14 protein-coding genes are annotated in these 25,256 nt (G+C 72.8%); 10 read left to right on the top strand and 4 right to left on the bottom strand.

Translation table 11 applies throughout. The features are described from left to right. Nucleotides 1-151: 151 nt before the first annotated feature. The gene (locus ACWCQM_RS03245; RefSeq protein ID WP_073746190.1) at nt 152-568 is read right to left on the bottom strand and encodes an Rv3235 family protein; all 417 of its coding nucleotides are present in this window, start codon (nt 566-568) and stop codon (nt 152-154) included. A gap of 280 nt (nt 569-848) precedes the next feature. On the opposite strand from ACWCQM_RS03245, the gene ACWCQM_RS03250 reads away from it, so the two are divergent. The 3 genes from ACWCQM_RS03250 to ACWCQM_RS03260 all read left to right on the top strand — a co-directional run bounded on the left by ACWCQM_RS03250 (nt 849) and on the right by ACWCQM_RS03260 (nt 7,735). Beyond that, nucleotides 849-1,355 carry a DUF6912 family protein gene (locus ACWCQM_RS03250; protein ID WP_450913654.1) on the top strand — a complete coding sequence of 169 codons (507 nt, stop codon included), beginning with the start codon at nt 849-851 and terminating at the stop codon, nt 1,353-1,355. A 117-nt stretch (nt 1,356-1,472) separates the two neighbouring features. After that, complete coding sequence (locus tag ACWCQM_RS03255) at nt 1,473-2,144, top strand: HAD family hydrolase (protein ID WP_450913655.1); 672 nt, start codon at nt 1,473-1,475, stop codon at nt 2,142-2,144. A gap of 554 nt (nt 2,145-2,698) precedes the next feature. Beyond that, complete coding sequence (locus tag ACWCQM_RS03260) at nt 2,699-7,735, top strand: NAD-glutamate dehydrogenase (RefSeq protein ID WP_450913656.1); 5,037 nt, start codon at nt 2,699-2,701, stop codon at nt 7,733-7,735. A 102-nt stretch (nt 7,736-7,837) separates the two neighbouring features. Here ACWCQM_RS03260 and ACWCQM_RS03265 read toward each other — a convergent pair whose 3' ends face one another. Further along, on the bottom strand, nt 7,838-8,638 hold the full coding sequence (locus ACWCQM_RS03265) for an ABC transporter ATP-binding protein (protein ID WP_450913657.1): 801 nt from the start codon (nt 8,636-8,638) through the stop codon (nt 7,838-7,840). Continuing rightward, complete coding sequence (locus tag ACWCQM_RS03270) at nt 8,631-9,572, bottom strand: ABC transporter permease (RefSeq protein ID WP_450913658.1); 942 nt, start codon at nt 9,570-9,572, stop codon at nt 8,631-8,633. Before ACWCQM_RS03270 ends, ACWCQM_RS03265 begins: the two co-directional genes overlap by 8 nt. Nucleotides 9,573-9,714: 142 nt before the next feature. On the opposite strand from ACWCQM_RS03270, the gene ACWCQM_RS03275 reads away from it, so the two are divergent. Beyond that, nucleotides 9,715-10,320 (top strand): TetR/AcrR family transcriptional regulator, encoded by a 606-nt coding sequence (locus tag ACWCQM_RS03275; protein WP_450913659.1) that lies wholly within the window; start codon nt 9,715-9,717, stop codon nt 10,318-10,320. Here the strand turns inward: ACWCQM_RS03275 and ACWCQM_RS03280 are convergent. Further along, nucleotides 10,310-13,879, bottom strand: a complete 3,570-nt coding sequence (locus tag ACWCQM_RS03280; protein WP_450913660.1) for a bifunctional glycosyltransferase/CDP-glycerol:glycerophosphate glycerophosphotransferase — start codon at nt 13,877-13,879, stop codon at nt 10,310-10,312. The two genes, ACWCQM_RS03275 and ACWCQM_RS03280, sit on opposite strands and share 11 nt — an antisense overlap. Nucleotides 13,880-13,979: 100 nt before the next feature. Between ACWCQM_RS03280 and ACWCQM_RS03285 the strand changes: the two genes are divergently transcribed. From ACWCQM_RS03285 to ACWCQM_RS03310, 6 genes are all read left to right on the top strand, one after another. Further along, complete coding sequence (locus ACWCQM_RS03285) at nt 13,980-15,977, top strand: CDP-glycerol glycerophosphotransferase family protein (RefSeq protein ID WP_450913661.1); 1,998 nt, start codon at nt 13,980-13,982, stop codon at nt 15,975-15,977. A gap of 90 nt (nt 15,978-16,067) precedes the next feature. After that, nucleotides 16,068-16,778, top strand: coding sequence for a methyltransferase domain-containing protein (locus tag ACWCQM_RS03290; RefSeq protein ID WP_450913662.1), 711 nt, complete (start codon nt 16,068-16,070; stop codon nt 16,776-16,778). A gap of 11 nt (nt 16,779-16,789) precedes the next feature. Next, nucleotides 16,790-17,641 (top strand): TylF/MycF/NovP-related O-methyltransferase, encoded by an 852-nt coding sequence (locus ACWCQM_RS03295; RefSeq protein WP_450913663.1) that lies wholly within the window; start codon nt 16,790-16,792, stop codon nt 17,639-17,641. 101 nt (nt 17,642-17,742) lie between these two features. Next, nucleotides 17,743-21,195 (top strand): bifunctional glycosyltransferase/CDP-glycerol:glycerophosphate glycerophosphotransferase, encoded by a 3,453-nt coding sequence (locus ACWCQM_RS03300; protein WP_450913664.1) that lies wholly within the window; start codon nt 17,743-17,745, stop codon nt 21,193-21,195. After that, a complete protein-coding gene (locus ACWCQM_RS03305; RefSeq protein ID WP_450913665.1) occupies nt 21,192-24,038 on the top strand; it encodes a bifunctional glycosyltransferase/CDP-glycerol:glycerophosphate glycerophosphotransferase in 2,847 nt (948 codons plus the stop codon). The genes ACWCQM_RS03300 and ACWCQM_RS03305 overlap by 4 nt, the downstream gene beginning before the upstream one ends. Beyond that, nucleotides 24,035-25,183, top strand: coding sequence for a glycosyltransferase (locus ACWCQM_RS03310; protein WP_450913666.1), 1,149 nt, complete (start codon nt 24,035-24,037; stop codon nt 25,181-25,183). The genes ACWCQM_RS03305 and ACWCQM_RS03310 overlap by 4 nt, the downstream gene beginning before the upstream one ends. The last annotated feature ends 73 nt before the right edge of the window (nt 25,184-25,256 follow it).

Here is a 25,256-nt window from a genome sequence, read left to right on the forward strand (position 1 = left end):
TGCGGCCGAATCTTCGTTCTCCGGCGTCCGGGTGCGGCCGAATCTTCGTTCTCCGGCGTCCGGGTGCGGCCGATCTTCGTCCTCCGGCGCCAGAATGGGCCCCAGCGGGCAGGACGTGCTTGACCGTCCTGCCCGCCTGGGGCCCGGTCCGCTACCTGACCGCCGGGAGGCGCTCGCCGCCCAGGTCGATGGCGGCGCAGCGCCAGCGGAGGTCGCGGCCCTGTTCCAGCCGGAAGGCCATGGCGCGGACCTGCTCGCCCGTGGCGATGCTGGCGAAGGCCTCGACCACGCCGTCGGCCGGCTGGCTGCCGTAGCAGGTGCGTACGACCGGGCGCCTGCAGCCCACCCCCAGCGGGGCGTTCGGGGCGAGCTCGGCGAGCTGGTCGTAGGCCTCGCCGATGGTGTGGCCGAGCATCCAGTGCACGGGCCGCTGGCCGCTCAGGACGGCGAGCAGGCGTTCCGCGAACCACTGGTGCGGGCGCAGGGGCCGCCGGGGCCGTTGCACCGGCACGGTGCCCGGCCTGCTGCGGTCGTGTCGTCCGGCCGGCCTGGTCCTGTCCTTGATCATGCGCGTAGCCCCCGTGGCTGCTGTCCGGTGCCCGTACGAGTACCGGGCGGTAACTTCTGCTGGGGATCTTCTACGGGGCCCGTCGGGGGCCCCGCAAGCGCGGCGGCGACACGGCAGGGCGCCCGGCGGGATCACCTATCCAGGTGATGGGCCCGGCGCCGCAAGGGATCGGCGGGGGTGACGGCCGCCGCGCGGTGGACGGCAGGGGGTGGATCGGCAACCCCGAAGGGGGACGCCGCACGTATCCTGAGGGCGTCATCGACTACGAAAGCGGTCAGCCATGCGTGTGTACGTCCCCCTGACACTCTCCGGTCTCGCCGCGGTGCACGGGGCGGGCGAGGTCGGTCCGGGGCCGCTGACCGCCTATGCGGTGACTCCCGGACTGCGTGAGTGGTACGTCTCCGACGACATCGAGGAGCTGGAGTACGCGGCGCTCAACCGGGCCGCGGCTGCCTCGCTGCGGCTGATCGCGGGCAAGCCGGACGAGACGCGGCGCCGGGTCGTCGTAGCGCTCGACGTCCCGGACGGGGCCGCGGTCGCCGATCCGGACCACGTCCTGGACACGTCGTCGCTCGGCGAGGTGCGGATCGCGGACCCCGTGGCGCTGTCCAGGGCCGCCGCCGTGCACGTGGACGCTGACGACGCCGAGAAGGCTGTCGCCGCCGCGGCCGCGGCCCTGGGTGCCGCGGATCTCGGGGACGACGACGCCCGGTTCACCGTGGACGGCGCGGAGGACCACGAGCTGCTGTGGTTCGGTATCCAGGAGATCCCCGGTCTCATTGCCTGAAGCACCCGGAGCCAGACGCATCCGGAGCACCCGGAGCCGGATACATCCGGAGCCCGAAGCGCCCGGAGCCCGAAGCGCCCGGACCGTCTGTCGGACCCGGCGGGTATTTTTCTGTGCATGGCGACATCCGGGAAGCACCGCACCCACCTGGTCTGGGACTGGAACGGCACTCTGCTCGACGACATCGAAGCGGTCCTCGGGGCGACGAACGCCGCGTTCGCCGAGGTCGATCTCGCTCCGCTCACGCTGGAGCAGTACCGCGAGACGTACTGCGTGCCGATACCCAAGTTCTACGAGCGGCTCATGGGCAGGCTGCCCACCCCCGCCGAGTGGGAGCGGATGGACGGTCTCTTCCACCGCCACTACACCGAGCAGCGGGCAGCCTGCGCACTGACCGCGGGTGTCGAGGAGCTGCTCGCCGGGTGGCTGCGTACGGGCGGCAGCCAGTCGCTGCTGAGCATGTACGGCCATGAGCACCTGGTGCCCGTGGTGCGGGCGTACGGCATCGAGCGTCACTTCCTGCGCGTCGACGGCCGCACGGGCCCCTCGGGCGGCAGCAAGGCGCAGCACATGGAGCGGCACTTCGAGGTGCTCGGCGGCATCGCTCCCGAGCGCGCTGTCGTCATCGGAGACGCGGTCGACGACGCCGTCGCGGCGGCGCACGTCGGGGCGCGTGCCGTGCTCTACACCGGCGGTTCCCACAGCCGCAGCAGTCTGGAGGCGGCGGGTGTGCCCGTGGTGGACACCCTGGCCGAGGCCGTCGCCCTGGCCCGGCTGATGGCGGACTGAGCGGCCCGGGCGGGCCGGCTCCCGGTCACCTTCCCCGCCGACGGGACCCGGGGACCGGGCGCGCGGATGCCGGTCGCGACGTGGACCGGGCGAACGGATGCCGGTCGCGACGTCGGGGCCGACCGGACCGACGCCTGGTCGCGACGACGCCGGAGCAGCCCCTTCTGCCGAACGCCGCGCTCGCTTCACCCCCGGTATGTGTCCGTTACGTGTCGCGAAGGTCCCCTGCGATGTCCAGAGTGTCAAAGTTCGGGTCCTTCTTTTGTACATATGCGGCTCATGACGTTTGTGGGTGAGAGAGGGATAGCCTGGGGCCGTGATCAGCGCGATACGCCTCGGGGGCAGCGAAGCCCCCGGCCTGCGCCCGGAGTGCCACAGCACCCGGGCCATCCGTGATCTCCGTGTCCCGGGCGGTCTGCCGAAAACGGCCGATGCGGTCCCGGGCGTCTCCCCAGGCGGCATGGCGTCGATCCAGACCGGAAACCCCGCGTCGTGGCGTTACGTCGCCTTTTACACCTACGTCACGCAACGGCGCGCGACAGGAGCCAGAGGACATGCAGACCAAGCTGGACGAAGCCAAGGCCGAGCTGCTCGCACGGGCGGCCCGGGTAGCTGACAACAGTCCGGGCGGTGGTGCCGGTGCCCCGGGAGGTGGCCTCCGGGTGCACCTTGCCGAAGCGCAGACCGGTACCGGAGCGGAGACCACCGAGGCCGGCCGGGGTGAGCCCTCGGCCCGGGACATGCTGCTCGCCTATCTCCAGCGCTACTACCTGCACACCGCTCCGGAGGACGTCACCGACCGCGACCCGGTCGACATCTTCGGTGCCGCTTCCTCGCACTACCGGCTCGCCGAGAGCCGCCCCCAGGGCACCGCGAACGTCCGGGTGCACACCCCGACCGTCGAGGAGAACGGCTGGACGAGCAGCCACTCCGTCGTCGAGGTCGTCACCGACGACATGCCGTTCCTGGTCGACTCGGTCACCAACGAGCTGTCCCGGCAGGGCCGCGGCATCCACCTCGTGATCCACCCGCAGGTCGTCGTACGCCGCGATGTCACCGGCAAGCTGATCGAGGTGCTCCCCGAGGACCGCCCCCGGCGCGAGGCCGCCAAGGGGCCCGGAGGCTGCAAGGAGACGCGTGCCGAGCTGCCGCACGACGCGCTCGTCGAGTCGTGGATCCACGTCGAGATCGACCGGGAGACGGACCGCGCGGATCTGAAACAGATCACCGCTGATCTGCTCCGCGTCCTGTCCGACGTACGGGAGACCGTCGAGGACTGGGACAAGATGCGCGACGCCGCCCTGCGGATCGCCGACGACCTTCCGGGGGAGCCGCTCGACGAGCTCGCCGACGAGGAGGTCGAGGAGGCCCGGGAGCTGCTGCGCTGGCTCGCCGCCGACCACTTCACCTTCCTCGGGTACCGCGAGTACGAGCTCCGCGACTCCGACGCCCTGACCGCCGTCCCCGGCACCGGACTCGGCATCCTGCGCTCCGACCCCAAGCACAGCGAGGACGAGGCCCACCCCGTCAGCCCGTCCTTCGACCGGCTGCCCGCCGACGCCCGGGCCAAGGCGAGGGAGCACAAGCTCCTCGTCCTGACGAAGGCGAACAGCAGGGCGACCGTGCACCGCCCCAGCTACCTCGACTACGTCGGCGTGAAGAAGTTCGACGCCAAGGGCAATGTCGTCGGGGAGCGGCGCTTCCTCGGGCTGTTCTCGTCCGCCGCGTACACCGAGTCGGTGCGCCGGGTGCCCGTGGTGCGCCGCAAGGTCGCCGAGGTGCTGGAGGGCGCGGGCTTCACGCCCAACAGCCACGACGGCCGCGACCTGCTCCAGATCCTGGAGACGTACCCGCGCGACGAGCTCTTCCAGACGCCCGTCGACCAGCTGCGCTCCATCGTCACCTCCGTGCTGTACCTCCAGGAGCGCCGCAGGCTGCGGCTCTACCTGCGCCAGGACGAGTACGGGCGCTACTACTCCGCCCTCGTCTACCTCCCGCGCGACCGCTACACCACCGGTGTGCGGCTCCGGCTGATCGACATCCTCAAGGAGGAACTGGGCGGCACCAGCGTCGACTTCACCGCCTGGAACACGGAGTCGATCCTCTCCCGGCTGCACTTCGTCGTCCGGGTCCCGCCGGGCACCGAGCTCCCGCACCTCACCGACGCGGACGCCGACCGCATCGAGGCGCGCCTGGTCGAGGCCGCCCGCTCCTGGGCCGACGGCTTCCAGGAGGCGCTGAACGCGGAGTGCGGCGAGGAGCGCGCCGCCGAACTGCTGCGCCGCTACGGGCAGTCCTTCCCCGAGGGCTACAAGGCCGACCACTCGCCGCGTGCGGCCGTGGCCGACCTGGTCCATCTCGAACAGCTCAAGAGCGCGCGCGAGGACTTCGCGCTCAGCCTGTACGAGCCGGTCGGCGCGGGTCCCGCCGAGCGCCGCTTCAAGATCTACCGGACCGGCGAGCAGGTCTCGCTCTCCGCCGTCCTCCCCGCGCTCCAGCGGCTCGGTGTCGAGGTCGTCGACGAGCGTCCGTACGAGCTGCGCTGCTCGGACCGCACCCACGCCTGGATCTACGACTTCGGGCTGCGTCTGCCCAAGAAGGCCACGGGCAACGGCGACTACCTCGCCGACGACGCGCGGGCCCGCTTCCAGGAGGCCTTCGCGGCCATCTGGACCGGTGAGGCGGAGAACGACGGCTTCAACTCCCTGGTCCTGGGCGCCGGGCTCGACTGGCGCCAGGCCATGGTGCTGCGCGCCTACGCGAAGTACCTGCGCCAGGCGGGTTCGACCTTCAGCCAGGACTACATGGAGGACACCCTCCGCAACAACGTCCACACCACCCGGCTGCTGGTCTCCCTCTTCGAGGCCCGGATGTCCCCCGCCCGCCAGAAGGCGGGCACGGAGCTCATCGACGGCCTGCTGGAGGAGCTGGAAGGGGCCCTGGACCAGGTGGCCTCGCTGGACGAGGACCGGATCCTGCGGTCCTTCCTCACGGTCATCAAGGCCACGCTGCGGACCAACTACTTCCAGCTGGCCGACGACCACGAGCCGCACAACTACGTCTCGATGAAGTTCGACCCGCAGGCCATCCCGGACCTCCCCGCGCCGCGCCCGGCGTACGAGATCTGGGTCTACTCGCCGCGTGTCGAGGGCGTCCACCTGCGCTTCGGCAAGGTCGCCCGCGGCGGGCTGCGCTGGTCGGACCGGCGGGAGGACTTCCGTACGGAGATCCTCGGCCTGGTCAAGGCACAGATGGTCAAGAACACCGTGATCGTGCCGGTGGGCGCCAAGGGCGGCTTCGTCGCCAAGCAGCTGCCGGACCCGGCCGTGGACCGCGACGCCTGGCTCGCCGAGGGCATCGCCTGCTACAAGATCTTCATCTCGGCCCTCCTCGACATCACCGACAACATGGTGACGGGCGAGGTCGTGCACCCCGCGGAGGTCGTGCGCCACGACGAGGACGACACGTATCTCGTCGTCGCCGCCGACAAGGGGACCGCGAGCTTCTCCGACATCGCCAACGACGTCGCCGTCGCGTACGGCTTCTGGCTCGGCGACGCCTTCGCGTCCGGCGGCTCGGCGGGCTACGACCACAAGGGCATGGGCATCACCGCCCGCGGTGCCTGGGAGTCCGTGCAGCGGCACTTCCGGGAGCTGGGCCACGACACACAGACCGAGGACTTCACGGTCGTCGGCGTCGGCGACATGTCGGGTGACGTGTTCGGCAACGGGATGCTCCTCTCCGAGCACATCCGGCTGGTCGCGGCCTTCGACCACCGGCACATCTTCATCGACCCGACCCCGGACGCCGCCACCTCGTACGCCGAGCGGCGCCGGCTGTTCGAACTGCCGCGCAGCTCCTGGGCGGACTACAACACCGACCTGCTGTCCGCGGGCGGCGGCATCCACCCGCGTTCCGCCAAGTCGATCCCGGTCAACGCGCACATCCGCGCGGCGCTCGGCATCGACGCCAAGGTCACCAAGATGACGCCCGCCGAGCTGATGCAGAACATCCTCAAGGCGTCGGTCGACCTCCTGTGGAACGGCGGCATCGGCACCTACATCAAGTCGTCGGCCGAGTCGAACGCCGATGTCGGCGACAAGGGCAACGACGCGATCCGGGTCAACGGCGCGGACCTGCGGGCCCGTGTCGTCGGCGAGGGCGGCAACCTCGGGGCGACCCAGCTGGGCCGCATCGAGTTCGCCCGGGCCGGCGGCCGGATCAACACCGACGCGATCGACAACAGCGCCGGTGTGGACACCTCCGACCACGAGGTGAACATCAAGATCCTGCTCAACGGTCTCGTCAGGGACGGCGACCTGACCGTGAAGCAGCGCAACAAGGTGCTCGCGGAGATGACCGACGAGGTCGGACAGCTCGTCCTGCGCAACAACTACGCGCAGAACGTCGCGCTCGCCAACGCCTGCGCCCAGGCGCCGTCGCTCCTCCACGCCCACCAGCGCTTCATGCGCAGGCTCGGCCGCGAGGGGCACCTGGACCGGGCGCTCGAATTCCTCCCGAACGACCGTCAGATCCGTGAACTGCTGAACCACGGCAGGGGCCTCAGCCAGCCCGAACTGGCCGTGCTGCTGGCGTACACCAAGATCACGGCGGCCGACGAGCTGATCTCCACCAGCCTGCCGGACGACGCGCATCTGCAGAAGCTGGTGCACGCCTACTTCCCCAAGCAGCTGAGCGAGCGGTTCCCCGAGGCCGTCGACGGGCATGCGCTGCGCCGCGAGATCATCACGACGGTGCTGGTCAACGACACGGTGAACACCGGTGGTTCGACGTTCCTGCACCGGCTGCGCGAGGAGACGGGGGCGTCGCTGGAGGAGATCGTGCGGGCCCAGTTCGCCGCCCGTGAGATCTTCGGCCTGTCGGCGGTGTGGGACGCCGTGGAGGCGCTCGACAACAAGGTCGCCGCCGATGTGCTGACCCGCATCAGGCTGCACTCGCGCCGGCTCGTCGAGCGCGGTTCGCGCTGGCTGCTCGGCAACCGGCCTCAGCCGGTCGAGATCTCGGAGACCGTCGAGTTCTTCCGCGACGGTGTGGAACGCGTCTGGAACGAGCTGCCCAAGCTGCTCAGGGGCGCCGACACCGAGTGGTACCGCTCGATCCTGGAGGAGCTCACCTCGGTGGGGGTCCCCGAGGAACTGGCGGTGCGGGTGGCCGGATTCTCCTCGGCCTTCCCGGCGCTGGACATCGTGGCGATCGCGGACCGTACGGACAAGGACCCGCTGGCCGTCGCCGATGTGTACTACGACCTCGCCGACCGGCTGGGGATCACCCAGCTGATGGACCGGATCATCGAGCTGCCGCGGGCCGACCGCTGGCAGTCGATGGCCCGCGCCTCCATCCGTGAGGACCTGTACGCCGCGCACGCGGCGCTCACCTCGGACGTGCTCTCCGTCGGCGACGGGGCGTCGACGCCCGAGCAGCGGTTCACGGCCTGGGAGGAGAAGAACGCGGCGATCCTGGCGCGTTCGCGCGCCACGCTGGAGGAGATCCGGAGCTCGGAGGCCTTTGACCTGGCGAACCTGTCGGTGGCCATGAGGACCATGCGGACGCTGCTGCGTACGCACGCCTGACCCGGAGCGGCCGAGCGGGCCGCGACGGAAAGCCGTCCGCCGGACGGGCCTCCTCGGCCCGTCCGGCGGACGGCTTTCACGGCTTTCAGGACAGTCCCGGGTTCACTTCTTGGCCTTCCTGGGCTTCACGGGCCCGGTGAACTCCTCGTACGCCGCCACGACCTCCTTGGCGGGCCCGTCCATCCGCAGCGTGCCCGCTTCGAGCCAGATCGCCCGGTCGCAGGTCTCGGTGATCGACCTGTTGCTGTGGCTGACCAGGAAGACCGTGCCGGCCTCCTGGCGGAGCTCCATGATCCGGTCCTTGCTGCGCCGCTGGAACTTCGCGTCGCCGGTGGACAGGGCCTCGTCGATCAGCAGGACGTCATGGCTCTTGGCCGCCGCGATGGAGAAACGCAGCCTGGCCCCCATGCCGGAGGAGTAGGTGCGCATCGGCAGGGTGATGAAGTCGCCCTTCTCGTTGATGCCGGAGAAGTCGACGATGTCCTGGTAGCGCTCGCGGATCTGCTCGCGGGTCATGCCCATGGCCAGGCCGCCGAGCACGACGTTGCGCTCACCGGTCAGGTCGCTCATCAGGGCCGCGTTCACGCCGAGGAGCGAGGGCTGGCCCTGGGTGTGGACCCGGCCCTTCGACGGGGGCAGCAGGCCCGCGATCGCCTTGAGGAGCGTGGACTTCCCGGAACCGTTGGAGCCGATCAGGCCGATGGCCTCGCCCTTGTACGCGGCGAAGCTGACGCCCTTCACGGCGTGCACCTGGCGTGCGCCCCGCGGCTCCCGGCGCGAGACGATCCGGTTCAGGGCGGAGGTGGCGCTCCCCCTGCCGGTACGGGCGCCGTTGACCGTGTAGGTGATGTGGACGTCGTCGACGACGACGGTGGGCACACGGGAATCGAGGGTGTCAGCCACGTCCGTACCTCTCCTCGGCCTTCCAGAAGTAGACGAAGCCGCCGATGCCGCAGAGCAGCGCCCAGCCCGCCGCGATGGCCCACACGTGCGGGGGCAGCTGCGCGCCGGTGAAGCTGTCGATCAGGGCGTAGCGCATCAGGTCGATGTAGACGGCGGCCGGGTTGCACTCCAGCGCCAGCAGGGCGAGGCGCGGCACCCGGTCGGCGGTGAGCAGGGTGTCCAGGCTCCACATGACGCCCGAGGCGTACATCCAGGTGCGCAGGATGAAGGGCGTCAGCTGGGCGATGTCGGGGGTCTTGGCGGCCAACCGGGCCATGACCATGGAGACGCCCGTGTTGAACAGCGCCTGCAGGGCGAGCGCCGGGATCGCCAGCAGCCACGACGGCCGCGGGTACTGGCCGAAGACCAGCAGGATCATGAAGAGCGCGCCCAGCGAGAACAGCAGCTGCTGGAGCTGCTGGAGCGCCAGGGCGATCGGCAGGGACGCGCGGGGGAAGTGCAGGGCCCGGACGAGTCCGGTGTTGCCGCTGATGGCCCGGGTGCCGGCGGTGATCGAGCTGGCGGTGAAGGTCCAGATGAAGACGCCGGTGACGAGGAAGGGCACGTAGTCGGGGACTCCGTGCTTGGTGTTCATCAGGACGCCGAAGATGAAGTAGTAGACCGTCGCGTTGAGCAGCGGGGTCATGATCTGCCAGATCTGGCCCAGCTTCGCCTGGCTGTACTGCGCGGTCAGCTTGGCCGTGGCGAAGGCGGTGATGAAGTGCCTGCGCCCCCAGAGCTGCCGGACGTACGCCCCGAGGGTCGGCCGGGCCCCGCTGACGGTCAGCCCGTGCTTCGCCGCGAGTGCGGCCAGCTCGCCGGGTTCGTACACGGGGAGGAGGGCGGAGGGCGCGGGGTCCACCGGGGCCGGCGGGGCTGCTGTCTGGCTCACCACGATCGCTTTCGACGGGGGCGGGGGGAACAGGGCGGACGAACCAGGGCCCGATGGGACGGCACCGTATCGTCGCAACGCTGAGACTAGGACGTTTGTGCGTCGCAACGCAACCGTTTCGTCGTTACGGTCTATCATTCGGGCCATGACCACCGAACGGCGAACCGGGCGCCGCACCCCGGCAGGTGCCGCGGTGCTGCGCGAGGACGTGACCGACGCGATCCGCGGCGCCGTCTTCGAGGAGCTGGCCGCCGTGGGATTCGCGCGGATGTCGATCGAGGGCATCGCCCGGCGGGCGGGGGTGGGCAAGACCGCCGTCTACCGCCGCTGGAAGTCCAAGCTCCATCTCGTCCTGGACCTGGTCGCCGCGGTGGCCGCCCAGGGCATGCCGGCGCCCGCGACGGGTTCGCTGTACGGGGATGTGCGCGCCGTGCTCGAACTGGCCTCGTACGCCCTGCGCCACCCCGTGGCCTCGCAGGTGATCCCGGACCTGCTCGTCGAGGCGGCCCGCAACCCTGAGATCTCCGACGCCATCAAGGCGGCGCTGCTCGACCAGCAGCAGGGTGTGGCCGCCGTGCTCGTACGGGCGGCGGTGGAGCGGGGCGAGCTGCCCGAGGGCAGCGACCCCGACCGGGCGCTGGATCTGATCGTCGGCCCGCTGTACTGGCGCCTGGTCGTGGTCCGGGGCGATCTGCCGAAGGGGTATCTGGACGACCTCGCGGCCTCGGCGGTCCGGGCGCTCAAGGTCTGAGGGGCGCCGTCCCGCGGAGGCCCCGGGCCTCGTCGAGGAGCCGGTCCGCGACGCGGCGGGCCGCCATGCCGTCGGCCGGGCCGCAGTGGTCGCGGCGGAAGCTCTCGTACGCCTCCGCGTGCGCCGCCGCCGACCCGGGCAGGGTCCGCAGCGCCTCGGCCACCTCCTCGGTGGTGACGAGCAGGGGGCCGGGGGCGCGGGTCTCGAAGTCCAGGCAGAAGCCGCGCACGGTGTCCCTGTAGTGCTCCAGGTCGTAGGTGTGGAAGAGCATCGGGCGACCCGTGTGCGCGAAGTCGAACGCCAGCCCCGAGTAGTCGGTGACCAGCACGTCGGCGATCAGCAGCAGTTCGGCCGCGTCCGGGTGCCCGGACACGTCGCGCAGGGCGGGGTGCGCCGGCACACTGCCCGTCACCCGGGGGTGCCTGCGGACCAGCACCGTGGTGCGCCCGTCGAGGGCGTGCGCCAGCGCGGCCGGATCGAGCGCGGGATCCCAGCGGTACAGCGGCGCCGAACCGGTGGGCACGCTGCCCGGCGGGTGCGCGAGATGGTCGCGGTACGTCGGCGCGTACAGCACCACGCGGTGCCCCTCGGGGACACCCAGCCTCCGGCGGACCCGCTCGGCCGTCTTCTCCCCGCCCGGTGCGCACAGCAGGTCGACGGCGGGGGAGCCCGCCTCCAGCACCTCGCCGCCGTAGCCCAGGGCGCGGCGGAGGTGCGGGGTGGCGAAGCCGCTCGGGGAGACCAGGACCGACCACTGGGCGGAGCGGTGCGCGAGCCCGGCGAGGTGCTGGTGGTCGGCGTACAGGCTGCCCGAGAGGTCCAGGCCGAAGCGGCCGAGCGGGACACCGGGCCAGGTCCGCACCACCGTCTGGTCCTGGCGGCGCTCGAACCAGGCGGGCAGCGGACCGCCCGCGACGATCCGGCGGGACCGCGCCAGCGCCTCGTACCAGGCGGTGCCGCCCTCCACGACGGGTACGGCCGTCGGCGGGACCCGGGCCGCGGCCCCCGCCGATCCGTCGGTGACCCAGAGGTGCTCGACATCGGTGCTCCGGCGCACGAGCTCGGCGTGCACGGCGCGCGAGGAGCCCTCCCCGGTGTAGAGCACGGTGTTCCGCAGGGGGAGCGCGCGCTGCGCCGGGTAGTGCTCCGTCCGCAGCCGGGCCTGCCGGTACGCGCTCCGTTCGGCGTCCCCGAGCGCCGGAGCGCACCGCACGGTCAGCCGGTCGCCGTGGCGGCGGTCCAGCCGGAAGCGCGCTCCGGCGGCGCCCACCGGCAGCCGTGCGGCGAGCGCGGCACCCACGCGCACGGGCCTGCCGTCGAGGAGCACCTCCCAGTCGCCCTCACGCGGCGGCTGGGCGAGCAGGGCGGCGAGGCGGCCCTGCCCCTCGTGTACGACGGGGACGGTCACCGTCTCGCCCAGGGCGCTGTGCCGCAGGACGAGCGCGCCGGCCCCGGGGGCGCCGCCGGGGCCGGGACCGTCGTCCGTCCCGGGCGCGGCTCCCGGCCGGGTCGTGCCCCCGGGGGCGCCGCCACCCCCGACCTCGATGCGGAGCCCGCCGTCCGGCGCGGGCCCCGCGCCCGTCAGGAGCGGGTCGCCGGTCACGTCCACCACCAGAAGGCCCTCCGGGTCCGCGAACACCGGCGGCGGCAGGTCCGGGCCCGCGGCGAGCGGCACGCGGGTGCCGTCGGCCGTCCGGAGCGCGGCCCGCCAGCGCCCCCGGGCGAGGCCGGCCGCATCACCGGGCTCCACGGGCGGCACCCCGGGCTCCACGGGCGGCACCCCGGGCTCCACGGGCGGCCCCCCGGCCTCCACGGGCCCGGCCGCCGAAGACGACGCCACCGGAGACGACGTCACCAGAGCCGGCAGCGGAATCCGGGCGGTGAATCCGCCCCCGTCCGTCACCCGCACCGGGCAGACGCGCTCCGCGGCCCCCTCGCGGGTCAGCACCAGGTCCGTGGGCCGCGTGGTCCCGTACAGCTCGCCGGTCAGCTCCAGGTCGCCGCTCCCGCTGTCGTGGGCGACGGCCAGCGCGGGCAGCCGCGTCACCGCCAGTTCGAGCCGCCCGTCCCGGTAGCCGAGCACCGCGCGCAGCCCGCCGCCCAGGTCATGGACCAGCGGGTGCGCTACCGCCGCCTCCACCGCCCGGAGGGCCGCCCGCCGTACGACGCCGTGCCCGGCCACCACCACGCCCACCAGCCAGTCGCCCGGCCCCAGGCGGCGGGGGTCGAGGACCGCCTCGAAGCCCGCGTGGTCGTAACAGTGCAGCTCCTGGCCGGAGTCGGCGGTGGCGCGGTCCGACCGGACCGTGCGGACCCGCACGGCCCGCGTCCGCCCGCTCGTCGCCTCCCGCACGAGGCCCGCCTTCAGCGACTGCCGGGCCGTGGCTGCCGGGAGGTTGCGGATGTACGCGTACCCACGCAGCCGCAGCAGGCCGTCCTCGCCCCAGGACGACTCCACCAGCCGCGCCACCGCCGGGAGATCGCCCCGGCCGAGCCGCGCCGGGACGCCCCGGCCCGCCAGTGCCCCGGGGTGCGCCGCGCGCCGCCGCCCCGGCACGCCCTCGACGGCGAACGTCCCCGTGCCGTTGGCCCGTTCGAACTCAAGGACAGCCAGCAGATCGTCGAGCCTGCGCTCCCGCACCAGCCGCCACCGGATGCGCGCCTCGGCGGGCAGCCCGGCCAGAGCGGCGTCGCCCGCCCGGTCGAGGAAGGCGCCCGCGTCCTCCATGAACGCCGAGCGGTAGGCGGGGCCGCCCATCGGCAGCCCCTCCAGGAAGTACACGAAGTCGTCGCGCAGGCACGAGGCGTCGTAGCGCAGCCGCTGCGCGGGGTCGCGGTCCGCGAGGAACGCGCTGACCTGCTCGCAGGCCGCGATCCGGTCCCGTACGCCCCGGACGTCCGTGCGCCGGCGGGTGATCGAGCCCTCCCGCACCCGCCAGTGGTAGACGTGCCGGTGCAGCACGTCGACCGATCCGGCGAGGTAGTGCGCCGGGATCATCACGGGGGTGTCCTCGTAGAGCTTGCCCACCGGGAAGGCGAAGGCGTGCCGGTCCCAGAACGAGCGCCGGAACACCTTGTTCCAGGCGACACGGTCGGCCAGCAGCCCGGTGTCCCTGGTGATGTGGGTGCGCGGGCGGTCGGCCGTCAGCCAGCGGTACTGCCAGGCCTGCTGCCTTCCCTGGTCGTTCAGCCGCCACACATTGCCCGTGACCAGGTCCGAGCCGGTCGACTCCAGCGAGGCCACCATCCGTTCGTACGCGTCGGGGACGACCAGGTCGTCGCTGTCGGCGAACGCCAGATAGGGAACGCCCGGGGTGGTGTGGGCGACCCCCGTGTTGCGGGCCGCGCTGAGGCCCGCGTTGGGTTGGCGGACGCAGCGGAAGCGGTCGTCCCGGGCGGCGAAGTCCGCCGCGATCGCGCCGCTCCGGTCCGTCGACCCGTCGTCGACGAGCACCACCTCGATGTCCCTCAGGGACTGGCCGGCCAGCGAGCCGAGGCACTCCTGAAGGTAGTCCTCTACGTTGTGCACGGGGACGACGACGCTGAGGCGTGGCTTCATGTACGGCTCAACCCGGGGGAGCGCCCCGGGTCACGCCGTTGACCCGAACGGGTGAAGGAACCTGGGGGAGTCCACGCACCGCGCATTACGCTCGGCTGCCATGCTCCTCAGTGTCGTCATGACCGTCCACCGCGTTCAGGGGTATCTGCGGGCGGCCCTGGAGTCCGTGACCGGGCAGCCGGCGGCGCGCGACTTCGAGGTGATCGCCGTCGCCCCGGCCGATGGCGGCGTGGACCTCGGCATCGCGCGGGAGTTCGAGGCGCGCGACCCCCGGGTGCGGGTACTTCTCCTCGACCGGCCCTGGGACAGGGGCGCCGCCCGCGACGCCGGCGCCGCGACGGCGCGGGGGACATATCTGCTCTTCCTCGACGGGGACGACCTGCTCCTGCCGGGCGCGGCCGGGGAGATCGCCGCGCGGCTGAGGACCGGCCGCCCCGACGTGCTGCGCCTGGGCCACGACAGCACCGACCACTGGGGCGGCACCCGGCCGGGCGACGCGCTCCCCGACGCCCGGAACCAGGTCCTGCGCAGGGCCTTCCTGGAGGCCCACGCCCTCCGCTTCACCGAGGGCCCGTACGACGACGTCGTGCCCGTCCACCGCGCCCTGTTCCTCGCGGCGGACGCGGGCACGCTCGAAACCCTCGACCGGATCTGCGTCCGCCACCGGCTGCGCCGCGCCGGCCCCTCCGCCCCCGCTCCGGGCCGCGCGCACTTCGCCGTCATCGGCGCGTACGAACGGCTGGCCGACGAGACGGGCGGGGACCCACGCGTCCCCGCCGCCCGCACCGCGCATCTGACGGCCGTCCTCGACGACCCCGGGCGGATCGCCCCGGGGGACCGCGCCGCCTTCTTCCGCGCCGCGGGGCTGCCCGGCAGCTACCTCGCCCATCGCGCCCGCGAGGCCGTCCGCGCCGTGCGCACCCGGGCGCGGAGCGCCGTGCGCGCGGGCCGGAAGTCGCTGCGCGCCCGCGTGATGAAGGCGGTCTACCGCGCGGATCTGCACCGGCCGCTGGACCCCTGCCTCGCGGTCTACGGCGCCTACTGGAACCGCGGTGTCGCCTGCAACCCCGCCGCCGTCTACGCCAAGGCCCGTGAACTCGTCCCGTACATCCGCGGGGTCTGGGTCGTGTCCTCCCGCCACCGCGACCGGATGCCGCCGGGTGTGCCGTACGTCATCGAGGGCTCCCGCGCCTACTGGCGGACCATGGCCACGGCGACGTATCTCGTCAACAACTCCAGCTTCCCCGGGGGCTTCACGAAGCGGCCCGGCCAGATCTACCTCCAGACCCATCACGGGACCCCGCTGAAGACCATGGGTCTGGACCAGCTCCCCTACCCCGCGCTCACGGGCGGCGTCAGCTTCGAGCGGATCGTGGCCCACACCGACCAGTGGGACTTCAGCCTCTCCTCCAACCCGCACAGCACCGAGATCTGGGACCGGGTCTACCCGTCCTCGTACGAGCACCTGCCCTACGGCTACCCGCGCAACGACGTCCTGTGCGCCGCCACCCCGGAGCGGTCGGAAAAGATCAGGGCGGAGCTCGGCATCGCGCCCGGCAGCACCGTCCTGCTGTACGCCCCGACCCACCGCGACTACCGCACGGGCTTCCTCCCCCGGCTCGACCTGGAGGGCCTCGCCGACGCGCTGGGCCCCGGCTGGGTGCTGCTGGTGCGGGCGCACTACTTCTACGGGCGTACGTCCGGGACGGCGGCGGGGGACCGGGTCCTCGACGTCACCGGGCACCCGAGCACCGAGGAACTCTGCCTGGCCTCGGACGCGTTGATCACCGACTACTCCTCCCTGGTGTTCGACTACGCCTGTCTGGACCGTCCGGTGATCACCTACGCACCCGACTGGGACGCCTACCGCGCGGCCCGCGGCACCTACATCGACCTGCTGTCCGGTGCCCCGGGCGACACCCCGGGGGCGGTCGCGACCACGGAGGACGGGCTGCGCGAGGTGCTGACGAGCGGCGCGTGGAGGGCGCCGGAGGCGGAAGCGCTGCGCGTCGCGTTCCGCGCCCGCTTCTGCCCGTACGACGACGGGCGCGCGGCCGAGCGCGTGGTGCGGCGGGTCTTCCCCGTGCGTGCGAACTGAGCACCGGAGTCACCCGTACGGGGCGCTCCCTCCGCATCCCGCCGTCGTTGTCCTCAACAGCGCGCGCACACGGCAACGTTGGGAGACGTCATGCACCGGTCCGCCTACGAGCAGATGCGGCTCTGCATCGAGGAGTATCTGCCCACGTCCCGCAGGCACCGTGTGGTGGACCTCGGTTCACGGATCTCGGGCAAACAGACCCGTACCCACCGGGGTCTGCTGGCCGGCCACGACATCGACTACTTCGGGGTGGACGTCCAGGACGGCCCCAACGTCGACGCCGTCATGAAGCGCCCCTACCGCATCCCCGCGAAGTCCCGGAGCGCCGATGTGGTGCTGTCCGGGCAGGCGTTCGAGCACATCCCCTTCTTCTGGGTGTCGATGATGGAGATCGCCCGGGTGCTCAAGCCCGGCGGCCACGCCTTCATCACCGCGCCCTCGCGCGGCCACGCCCACGACGCGCAGGACTGCTGGCGCTACTACCCCGACGGGTTCCGGGCGATGGCCGCGCACTCGGGCCTCGAACTCCGCGAGGCGTACACGGACTTCCCGCCCACGAAGGGCATCTGGCACGACTACCGGTCCATCGACGCCAAGGCCGCCTACTGGGGCGACTCCGTCGGTGTCTTCCGCAGGCCGGTGAACTATCCCCGGCTCACCATGTTCGCGGTGCGCGAGACGGCCGTCTGGTGGGCCAACCGGGTCGGGGGAGTGGACCGGGTCCCGCTGCCGCGTCCGCTGGACGGCAGGGAGCGGTGCGGTCGGCCGGACACCCGTGCGGTCACATCAACGACAGGTTGACGAAAGATGACATGAGCCGCATAACGCGCGTACTGTCCCGCCCCATGGCTTGGCGCAACGCCGTCAACGGCGTCCTTCAGCAACTCACCGGATACCAGCTCAGGCGCGCGACCCTGCCCGCTCCCCGCCCCGCCCCGGCGGCGGTAGCAAAGCCGCCCGCCCGGAAGACCGTGGCGAAGAAGCCGCCGCAGTTCCCCGCGGACTACGACGACGAGGCGAAGGACATCATCCGCGCGGTCAAGCCGTACACGATGACCTCCCCGGAGCGGCTCAACGCCTTCGTCCTCGCGACCCGGCACGTCGTCAAGCACGGCATCCCCGGGGACATCGTCGAGTGCGGTGTATGGCGCGGCGGTTCCATGCAGGCCTGCGCCAGGACGCTGCTGTCGCTCGGTGAGACGGGCCGCGACCTCTACCTCTTCGACACCTACGAGGGCATGACCCCGCCCACCGCCGAGGACCTGAGGCGGGACGGCAGGCCGGCCCAGGAGCTGCTGGACGCCCAGGCCAAGGACCGGCCGATCTGGGCCGTGGCCTCCCTGGAGGACGTACAGGCCGGCTTCGAGCAGGTGCCGTACCCGAAGGAGCGCGTGCACTACGTGCGGGGCAAGGTCGAGGACACCGTCCCCGGGCAGGCGCCGGAGCAGATCTCCGTCCTCCGGCTGGACACCGACTGGTACGCCTCGACGAAGCACGAACTCCAGCACCTCTACAGCCGTCTGGTGAGCGGCGGGGTCCTCCTGATCGACGACTACGGCTACTGGCAGGGGTCCCGCCAGGCCGTGGACGAGTTCCTGGAGGAGACCGGCGAGCGGCTCCTGCTGCTGCGCATGGACGAGGGCCGGATCGCCGTCAAGCCCTGAGCGGACGGCCCCCGTTGCTGAGCCCCGTGCCTCCCCGGCACGGGGCTCGTTCCACATAGAGGAAGTCCGTCAGTCCGTCCGGAAGGATCGTGCGCAGAGCCATGGCACCCCGTCTCACCGTCGTCGTCCCGCTCTACAACGTCGAGGAGTACCTAGGAGCCTGCCTGGACTCGCTCGCCGGGCAGACCATGGACGACCTGGAAGTCGTCATGGTCGACGACGGATCGACGGACAACAGCGCCGACGTGGCCCTGGAGTTCTCCCGGAGCGATCCGCGCTTCCGCCTGATCCGGCAGGAGAACGCCGGGCTCGGCGCCGCGCGCAACGCGGGCGCGGGGCAGGCCCACCCGGACGCGGAGTTCCTGGCGTTCGTCGACAGCGACGACGTCGTGCCGCAGACGGCCTTCGCCCGGATGCTGGGCGAACTGGACGCCTCCGGCTCGGACTTCGCGACCGGCAATGTGCTCAGGCTCCGGGCCGGCGGTGTGCTCGAACAGTCCCCGATGTTCCGCAGGCCGATGGAGAAGCCGCGCAGGGGTACGCACATCACCCGCGACTGGGTCCTGCTCGGCGACCGTATCGCGTGCAACAAGGTGTTCCGCAGGTCCTTCTGGGACGAGCACGCCTTCGCCTTCCCGACGGGCGTGCTGTACGAGGACATCGCCGTCGTCCTGCCCGCCCACTTCCTGGCCAGGAGCGTCGACGTCGTCGAGGCCCCGGTCTACCACTGGCGGGACCGCGACGGCTCGATCACGACCAGGCGCGCGGTGGCCAAGGGCATCCGCGACCGGGTCACGGCGGTCTCCACCGTCAGCCGCTTCCTCGCGGACCGCGGCATGGGCGAGGCGAAGCGGCGGTACGACGAACACGCCCTCTCCGGTGACCTGTGGCTGTTCATCGAGGCGCTCCCGGAGGGCGACGAGAGCTTCCACGAGGCCTTCCTCACCCATGCCAACGCCTTCGCCGACACGGTCGACCCGGCCGTCCTCGACGGGCTGCCCCTGCATCTGCGGGTCAAGTGGCAGCTCATCCGGGAGCGCAGGACGGCGGAGCTGCTCGCCCTCCTGGCCCACGAGTCCACCGACCGCGACACCTTCCACGTCCGGGGGACGCTGCGGCCACGGGCGCAGTACCCGGGCATCGTGGCCCCGCTCCCGCCCGCGGCCACCGCGCTGTCCGCCGGTGACCTCCCCGTGCACGCGCACCTCACCGAGGCGGTGTGGCGGGACGGGCTGCTGCACCTCAAGGGGTACGCCTACGTCCGCAACGCCCCGGGCCGGTCGGCCGGGACGGGCTGGCTGAGGTCGGGCCGCCGGCTGGTCCCGCTCAGGCTGCGGCGGACCGTGACGGACGAGGCGGCGGCCCGCTCGGGCCGCTCGCTGCACCGCTACGAGCGGTCCGGCTTCGAGACCGTCGTCGACCCGCGCCGGCTCGCCGCCCGGAACACCGCGCCCGGAGCGAGGACCCTCTGGAAGCTCGAATCCGTCGTGTTCGGGGCGGGCCGCCCGCGCCGGGGACCCATGCGGCTGCTCGGCAATCCGGCCGCCCCCGCCGTGCGTTACGTCGACGCGCGCACCCGGGTCGTCCCCCTGCTCTCCGGGAACAAGCTGGAGCTGCGCGCCGAGCGGATCGACGCGGTGCTGGCCGGGCACGGCCCCACGGAGGCCGGGGACGGGATCAGGATCGCGGTCCGGCTGCTGGGTGCTGAGACGCCGAAGGCGCTGCGGCTCCAGGAGTGGCGTACGAAGGAGACCAGGGAGTTCCCCCTGGTCCCGGACGGGAGCATGGACGGGCGCAGCGTCCACGCCGACGTCCCGCTGGAAGTGTTCGGGGGCGCCGACGCCGACTGGGGCGTCCAGCTCGTCGGCGGGGCGCGCAGGCTGACGGTCGCCGCCCGCCCGGAGACCGAGGCCGGGCGCTACCCGCTGGCGGACGGCCGCGAGGTGTACGCCGCCGCCAATCCCTCGGGCGACCTGGTGCTCACCGACCGGGCCGTGTGCCCCGTCCTCACGCGCGTGGCCTGGACGGACGGGGCGGGCCTGTTCCTGGAGGGGACCTTCCCCGCGTGGCGGGACCGCCCGGCCGAGCTGGTCCTGCGTCACAGCGGCCACGGGGAGGAGACCGCCCTCGCGGTGGAGCGCTCCGGGGACACCTTCCGCGCGGAGCTCTCCCCAGGTGCCGTCGAGGGCCCCGGCGGCACGCTGCCGCTGGCCGAGGGCCGCTGGTACCCCTTCCTCCGGGAGCCGGGCGAGACCGACCCGGAGCGCTATCTGCCGCTGCGGCTGGTGCCCCAGCTCCACGCGGGGCTGCCGCTGCACGGTGAGTCGGGTGGGCGCCGCTTCACCCTGGAGCGGCGCTTCCACGACCGGCTCTGCCTGGAGTCGGGCAGCGCCCTGCCGCTGCCCGACCGGGGAGCGTACGGACAGCGCCGGCTGCGCGCCGGGTACGCGGGCGCGCGCGGCCGGGAGCTGCGCGACACCGTGCTGTACTCCAGCTTCGACGGGCGGCAGTTCTCCGACTCGCCCCGCGCCGTCCAGGAGGAACTGGCCCGCCGGGAGACCGGCGTCGAGCACCTCTGGGTGGTGCGGGACCAGCAGGCGGCCGTGCCCGCCGGGGTGCGCGCCGTGGCCCTGCACAGCGCCGAGTGGCACGAGGCGCTGGCCCGCAGCCGGTGGATCGTCACCAACACCCAGCTGCCGGAGTGGTTCGAGCGGGCGGAGGGCCAGTTCGTCGTCCAGACCTGGCACGGCACCCCGCTCAAGCGCATCGGCCGGGATCTGGCGGGCACCGCCTTCGCCGACACCGCGTACATGGAGTCGATGCCCCGCCGCGCCGCCCAGTGGAGCGTGCTCGTCTCACCGAACAGCTTCTCCACGCCGGTCCTGCGCCGCGCCTTCGGCTACACCGGCGAGGTGCTGGAGTGCGGCTACCCGCGCAACGACCTGCTGTACGCCCCCGACCGGGCGAAGGTCGCCTCCGCCGTCCGGCAGTCGCTCGGCGTGCCCGACGGCAGGCGGGTCGTGCTGTACGCCCCCACCTGGCGCGAGGACCGGCCCAAGCGGAGCGGGCTGTACGGGCTGGACCTCCAACTGGACCTGAAGCACGCCCGGGAGGCGCTCGGCGAGGGCCATGTGCTGCTGGTGCGCCGCCACTACCTGGTCGGCGGGAGCATCCCTTCGAGCGACTTCGTCCGGGACGTGTCGCGCTGGCCCGACGTCGCCGAGCTGATGCTGATCAGCGACGCGCTCGTCACGGACTACTCGTCCCTGATGTTCGACTTCGCGCAGACGGGCCGGCCGATGCTCTTCCACACGTACGACCTGGAGCACTACCGCGACACCCTGCGCGGCTTCTGCTTCGACTTCGAGAACCGGGCGCCCGGCCCGCTGATCACCGATTCGGCCGGGATCGTCGAGGCCCTGCGCGACCCGGACGCCGCGACGGCCGGGCACCGCGAGGCGTACGCGCGCTTCCGTGAGACCTTCTGCGACCTCGACGACGGGACGGCGGCGGCCCGGGTCGTGGACCGGATGCTGAAGGGGGCCCAGGCATGAGCGCGCCCGGTCTCAGCTGTGTGATCACCGCCGCGGAGGGCGGCCAGGAGGAGCTGCGGGCGTCCGTGGAGTCCGTCCTCGACCAGAGCATGCGCGCCGTCGAGGCCCTGGTCGTGCTGGACTCCGGCGCACCGGCGGAGCTGCGGAGGGCCGCCGAGTCGCTGGCCGGGCGCGCCCCGGACCGGGTGCGTGTCCTCGACGGCGGCGCCACGTCCGTCGCCGCCCTGCGCAACGCGGGTCTGGACGCGGCGCGGGGCACCTACGTCCTGGTGCTCGGCGTCGGCGAGCGCCTCCATCCGCACGCGGCCCGCAATCTCTGGGAGGCCGGCACGCGCACCGGTGCCGACCTGGTCGCCGGGCGATGGAGCCGCCTCACCGGGGACGGTGCGAAGGAGCGGGAACCTTCCTGGCAGCACACGCTGTTCCACCGCTCCCGGACCGTCGCCCGCTTCACCGACGCCCCCGAACTGGCGGTGCACGACGCCCTGGTGACCGGCTTCTGCCTGCGGCGCGAGGCGCTGGAACGGCACGGGCTGCGTTACGAGGAGGACCTCACGCACAGCGCGGTCCTCCTCGGTCCGCTGGCGGCGGCCGTCGTCGGCCGGATCGCGCTCGTACGCCGCCGGATCGTCAACGGCCGTGCCGCGCCCGACGCGGGCCGGGACCTGGCCGGGCTCGTGGAGGCGCACCGGAGGGTCTGCCATGTGCTGGTGGCGCAGGGGCTGGCCGAGCTGCGGGAGGAGCGGGACCGCGCCTTCCTGGTGGACCGCCTCGTGCCGCTGGTGCGCGGCTGGCCGCAGCTGCCGGCCGCCGAGCGCGGCCGGATCGCCGCGACCGCCGCGCGGGTGCTGCCCGACTGCGTGGACGAGGGGGCCCTGTCCGGCCTGCCGCCCGTCGAGCGTGTCGGCGTCCGGCTGCTGGCGGGGGGCGACGCGGACGGGGTGCTGGCGGCGGCGTACGCCCTGCGCAGGCGAGGCACCGTGACCGCGCCGCTGACCGTGGGCGACGACGGGCGGGTGTACTGGCCGGGCGGCCCCGACCCGCTGCTGGACGTCACCGGACTCGGCCATCAGTACCGCGGGTTCGGCGAGCTGAAGCTGATGAACAGGCTCACCCGCTACGAGGCCGAGGGTGGCCGGGTCCTGCTCGGGGGCCGGATCGTCCTGCCCTCGCACACCGGACCCGACCCGGCGGGCACCCTCACGGCCCGGCTGGAGTTCCGGGTCCGGGACGGCTCCAGCACCTTCCGCGCCCCCGTGGAGACGCTGCGCCCCGACGCCACGGGGATCAGCTGGTCCGCGCGCCTGGATCTCACCCGGCTGCTGCGCGCCTTCGGGCCCCGCGACACCGTGTGGGACGCCCGGATGGTGGTGGAGGACGGCCGGACCCGCTCGGTCAGCGACCTCTTCGCCGCCCACGATCTCGTCGGCCCCGCGGACCGCTCTCCGGCCCGGCCCAGGCTGGGGACGCTGACCGGGGACACCTGGCAGCCCTACATCACCCTCCGGGACCATCTGGCGCTCCGTCTGGAGGCCCGGCGCCGGCCCGCCCGCACCGCGCGGCGCCTGGTCCACTACGCCACCCACTTCCGCCCCGCGCGCCGGGCCAGGCTGCTGCTGCGGTCCCTGCGCAAGCGCCGGGACCGGCTGCACGCCCGGGGCCTCAAGGTCTCCGTGTACCGCTCCTGGCTGCTCCGGCTGCCCGTGCGCAAGGGCTCCGTGGTCTTCGAGAGCCACATGGGCACCTGTTACGGCGACAGCCCCCGGGCCGTCTACGAGGAGGTGCGCGCCCGGGGTCTGCCGCTGCGCGGCATCTGGTCGTACGCCGAGTCCCCGGAGGGCTTCCCGTCCGGCGCCAGGCTGGTGCGCCGCTGGTCCTGGCGCTATCTGTGGGCCCTGGCCAGGGCGGAGTACTGGGTCGACAACCAGGGCTTCCCGCAGAACCTCGACAAGCCGTCCGGTACGACGTACCTCCAGACCTGGCACGGTTCGGCGTACAAGCGCATGGGCTTCGACGAGACCCGGGTGCGGATGCAGAACGCTCCGCAGCGTGAGCGCCTCCAGCGGGCCGTGCACCGCTTCGACCACTTCCTCGTCCGCTCGGAGCACGATGTGAGCACCCTGGCCCGCGCCTACCGGCTGCCCGAGAAGACGCTGCTGCGCACCGGATACCCGCGCAACGACGCCCTCGTCGCGGCGCGTGCCCGGGACGAGGCCGAGGGGCGGCTTCCCCGTCCGCCGCTCGCGGCCGAGCTCGGTCTGCCCGACCACCGCAAGGTCGTGCTGTACGCGCCGACCTTCCGGGGCGGTCCCGGCAAGCGCAAGCGGCAGCGGCTTCTGCTGGACGCGGCGCGTTTCGCGGAACGCTTCGGCGACACGTACACGCTGCTGGTGCGGGCGCACTACCTGGAGGCGGCGAGCCTGCCGGTCTGCCCGCCGGGGACGGTGGTGGACGTGTCGGGGCACCATGACGTCAGCGAACTGCTGGCGCTCGCCGACGTGCTGGTCACGGACTACTCGTCGATCATGTTCGACTACGCGCTCCTGGACCGCCCGATCGTCCTGTTCGCCCCCGACCTCGACGCGTACGCCGCCGAGCGCGGCAGCTACTTCGACCTCAGGGAGAAGGCGCCGGGGCCGGTGACGGCGACCGAGGAGGAACTGTTCGGGGCGCTGGCCCGGCTGAAGACCGCGGACACCGGCTTCCACGAGGAACGCGCCGCCTTCGCGGAGGAGTTCGGTGCCTTCGACCGGGGCGACGCCGCCCGCGCGGTGGTCGACGCCGTGTTCACCCGGCACCTCGTCCCGTCCCGTACCGCCCGCACCGGGGAGGCCCGCCGATGAGCCGCAGCCGCGATGTCTTCCTCGTCGCCAACAGCGCCGACGAACTCGGCGGTGTGACCGGCTGGACGCACCGGACCGCCCAGCTGTTCACGGAGGCCGGCCACCGGGTCCACATCATCGGCGTGTACGCCGCCGAGCGGAAGATGGCCCTGCCCGAACCGCCGGTCTGTCCCGTCACCGCGCTCCACCCGGCGCATCCCGTGACCCCCTGGGCGCCCAAGGGTCTGCGGGACCGCTTCCGGATCGCCGAGCGGCGGAGGGAGGCGGCCCGCGCGGCGGAGAAGCGGCGGGCCGTCGAGCGGCTCTCGGAGATCTTCCGGACCGCCCGGCCCGGCGGGGTGGTGATCGTCAGCCAGGTCTGGGCGATGGAGTGGGTCGGCGAGGCGGACACCACCGGGCTGCGGGTGATCGGGATGAGCCACGAGTCCTACGACTACTCCCGGGCGAGCCACCGCTACCGCTGGATCAGGACCCACTACCCGCCGCTGGACCGCTGGCTCGTCCTGACGGAGGAGGACGCCGACATCTGGGCGGGCGACGGGATGAACAACGTCGGCTTCATGCCCAACGCGCTGGCCTCGCTGCCGGAACTGCCCTCCCCGCGCAGCGAGAAGTCGGTCGCCAGCATCGGCAGGCTCACCGACCAGAAGGGCATCGACATGCTCCTGGACACCTGGGCGCTGGTGGCTCCGCAGCGCCCCGACTGGCGGCTGGACGTGTACGGGACGGGAGAGGACGAGGCGGAGCTCAGGGCGCGGTGCACCGCGCTCGGCCTGGACGGATCGGTCGGCTGGCGGGGGCGCACCGACGATGTGCCCGGAGCGCTGGCGGCCTCGTCCGTCTTCGTCCAGTCCTCACGGGGCGAGGGCTTCCCGCTGGCGCTGCTGGAGGCGATGGCGAGCGGGGTGCCGTGCGCGGCGTTCGACTGCGCGCCGGGCGTACGCGAGATCGTGCGCGACGGCGAGGACGGGCTCCTGGCGCCGGCGGGCGACATCGGGGCGCTCGCCGACCGGCTGCTCCGGCTCACCGGCAACCCACGGATGCGGGACGCGATGGGGGACCGGGCGCGGACCAACGTCCAGCGGTTCGACGAGGCGGAGATCATGCGCCGCTGGGAGGAGCTGTTCGCGCTCCTGGAGCGCTGAGAAGGGCTCCGGGGCCGCCGGCAGCGGGCCCCGGGGGCCGCTGAAGGGGTCTCCGGGGCCGCTGGGATGAGAG

The organism is Streptomyces sp. NPDC002125, from assembly GCF_053593715.1.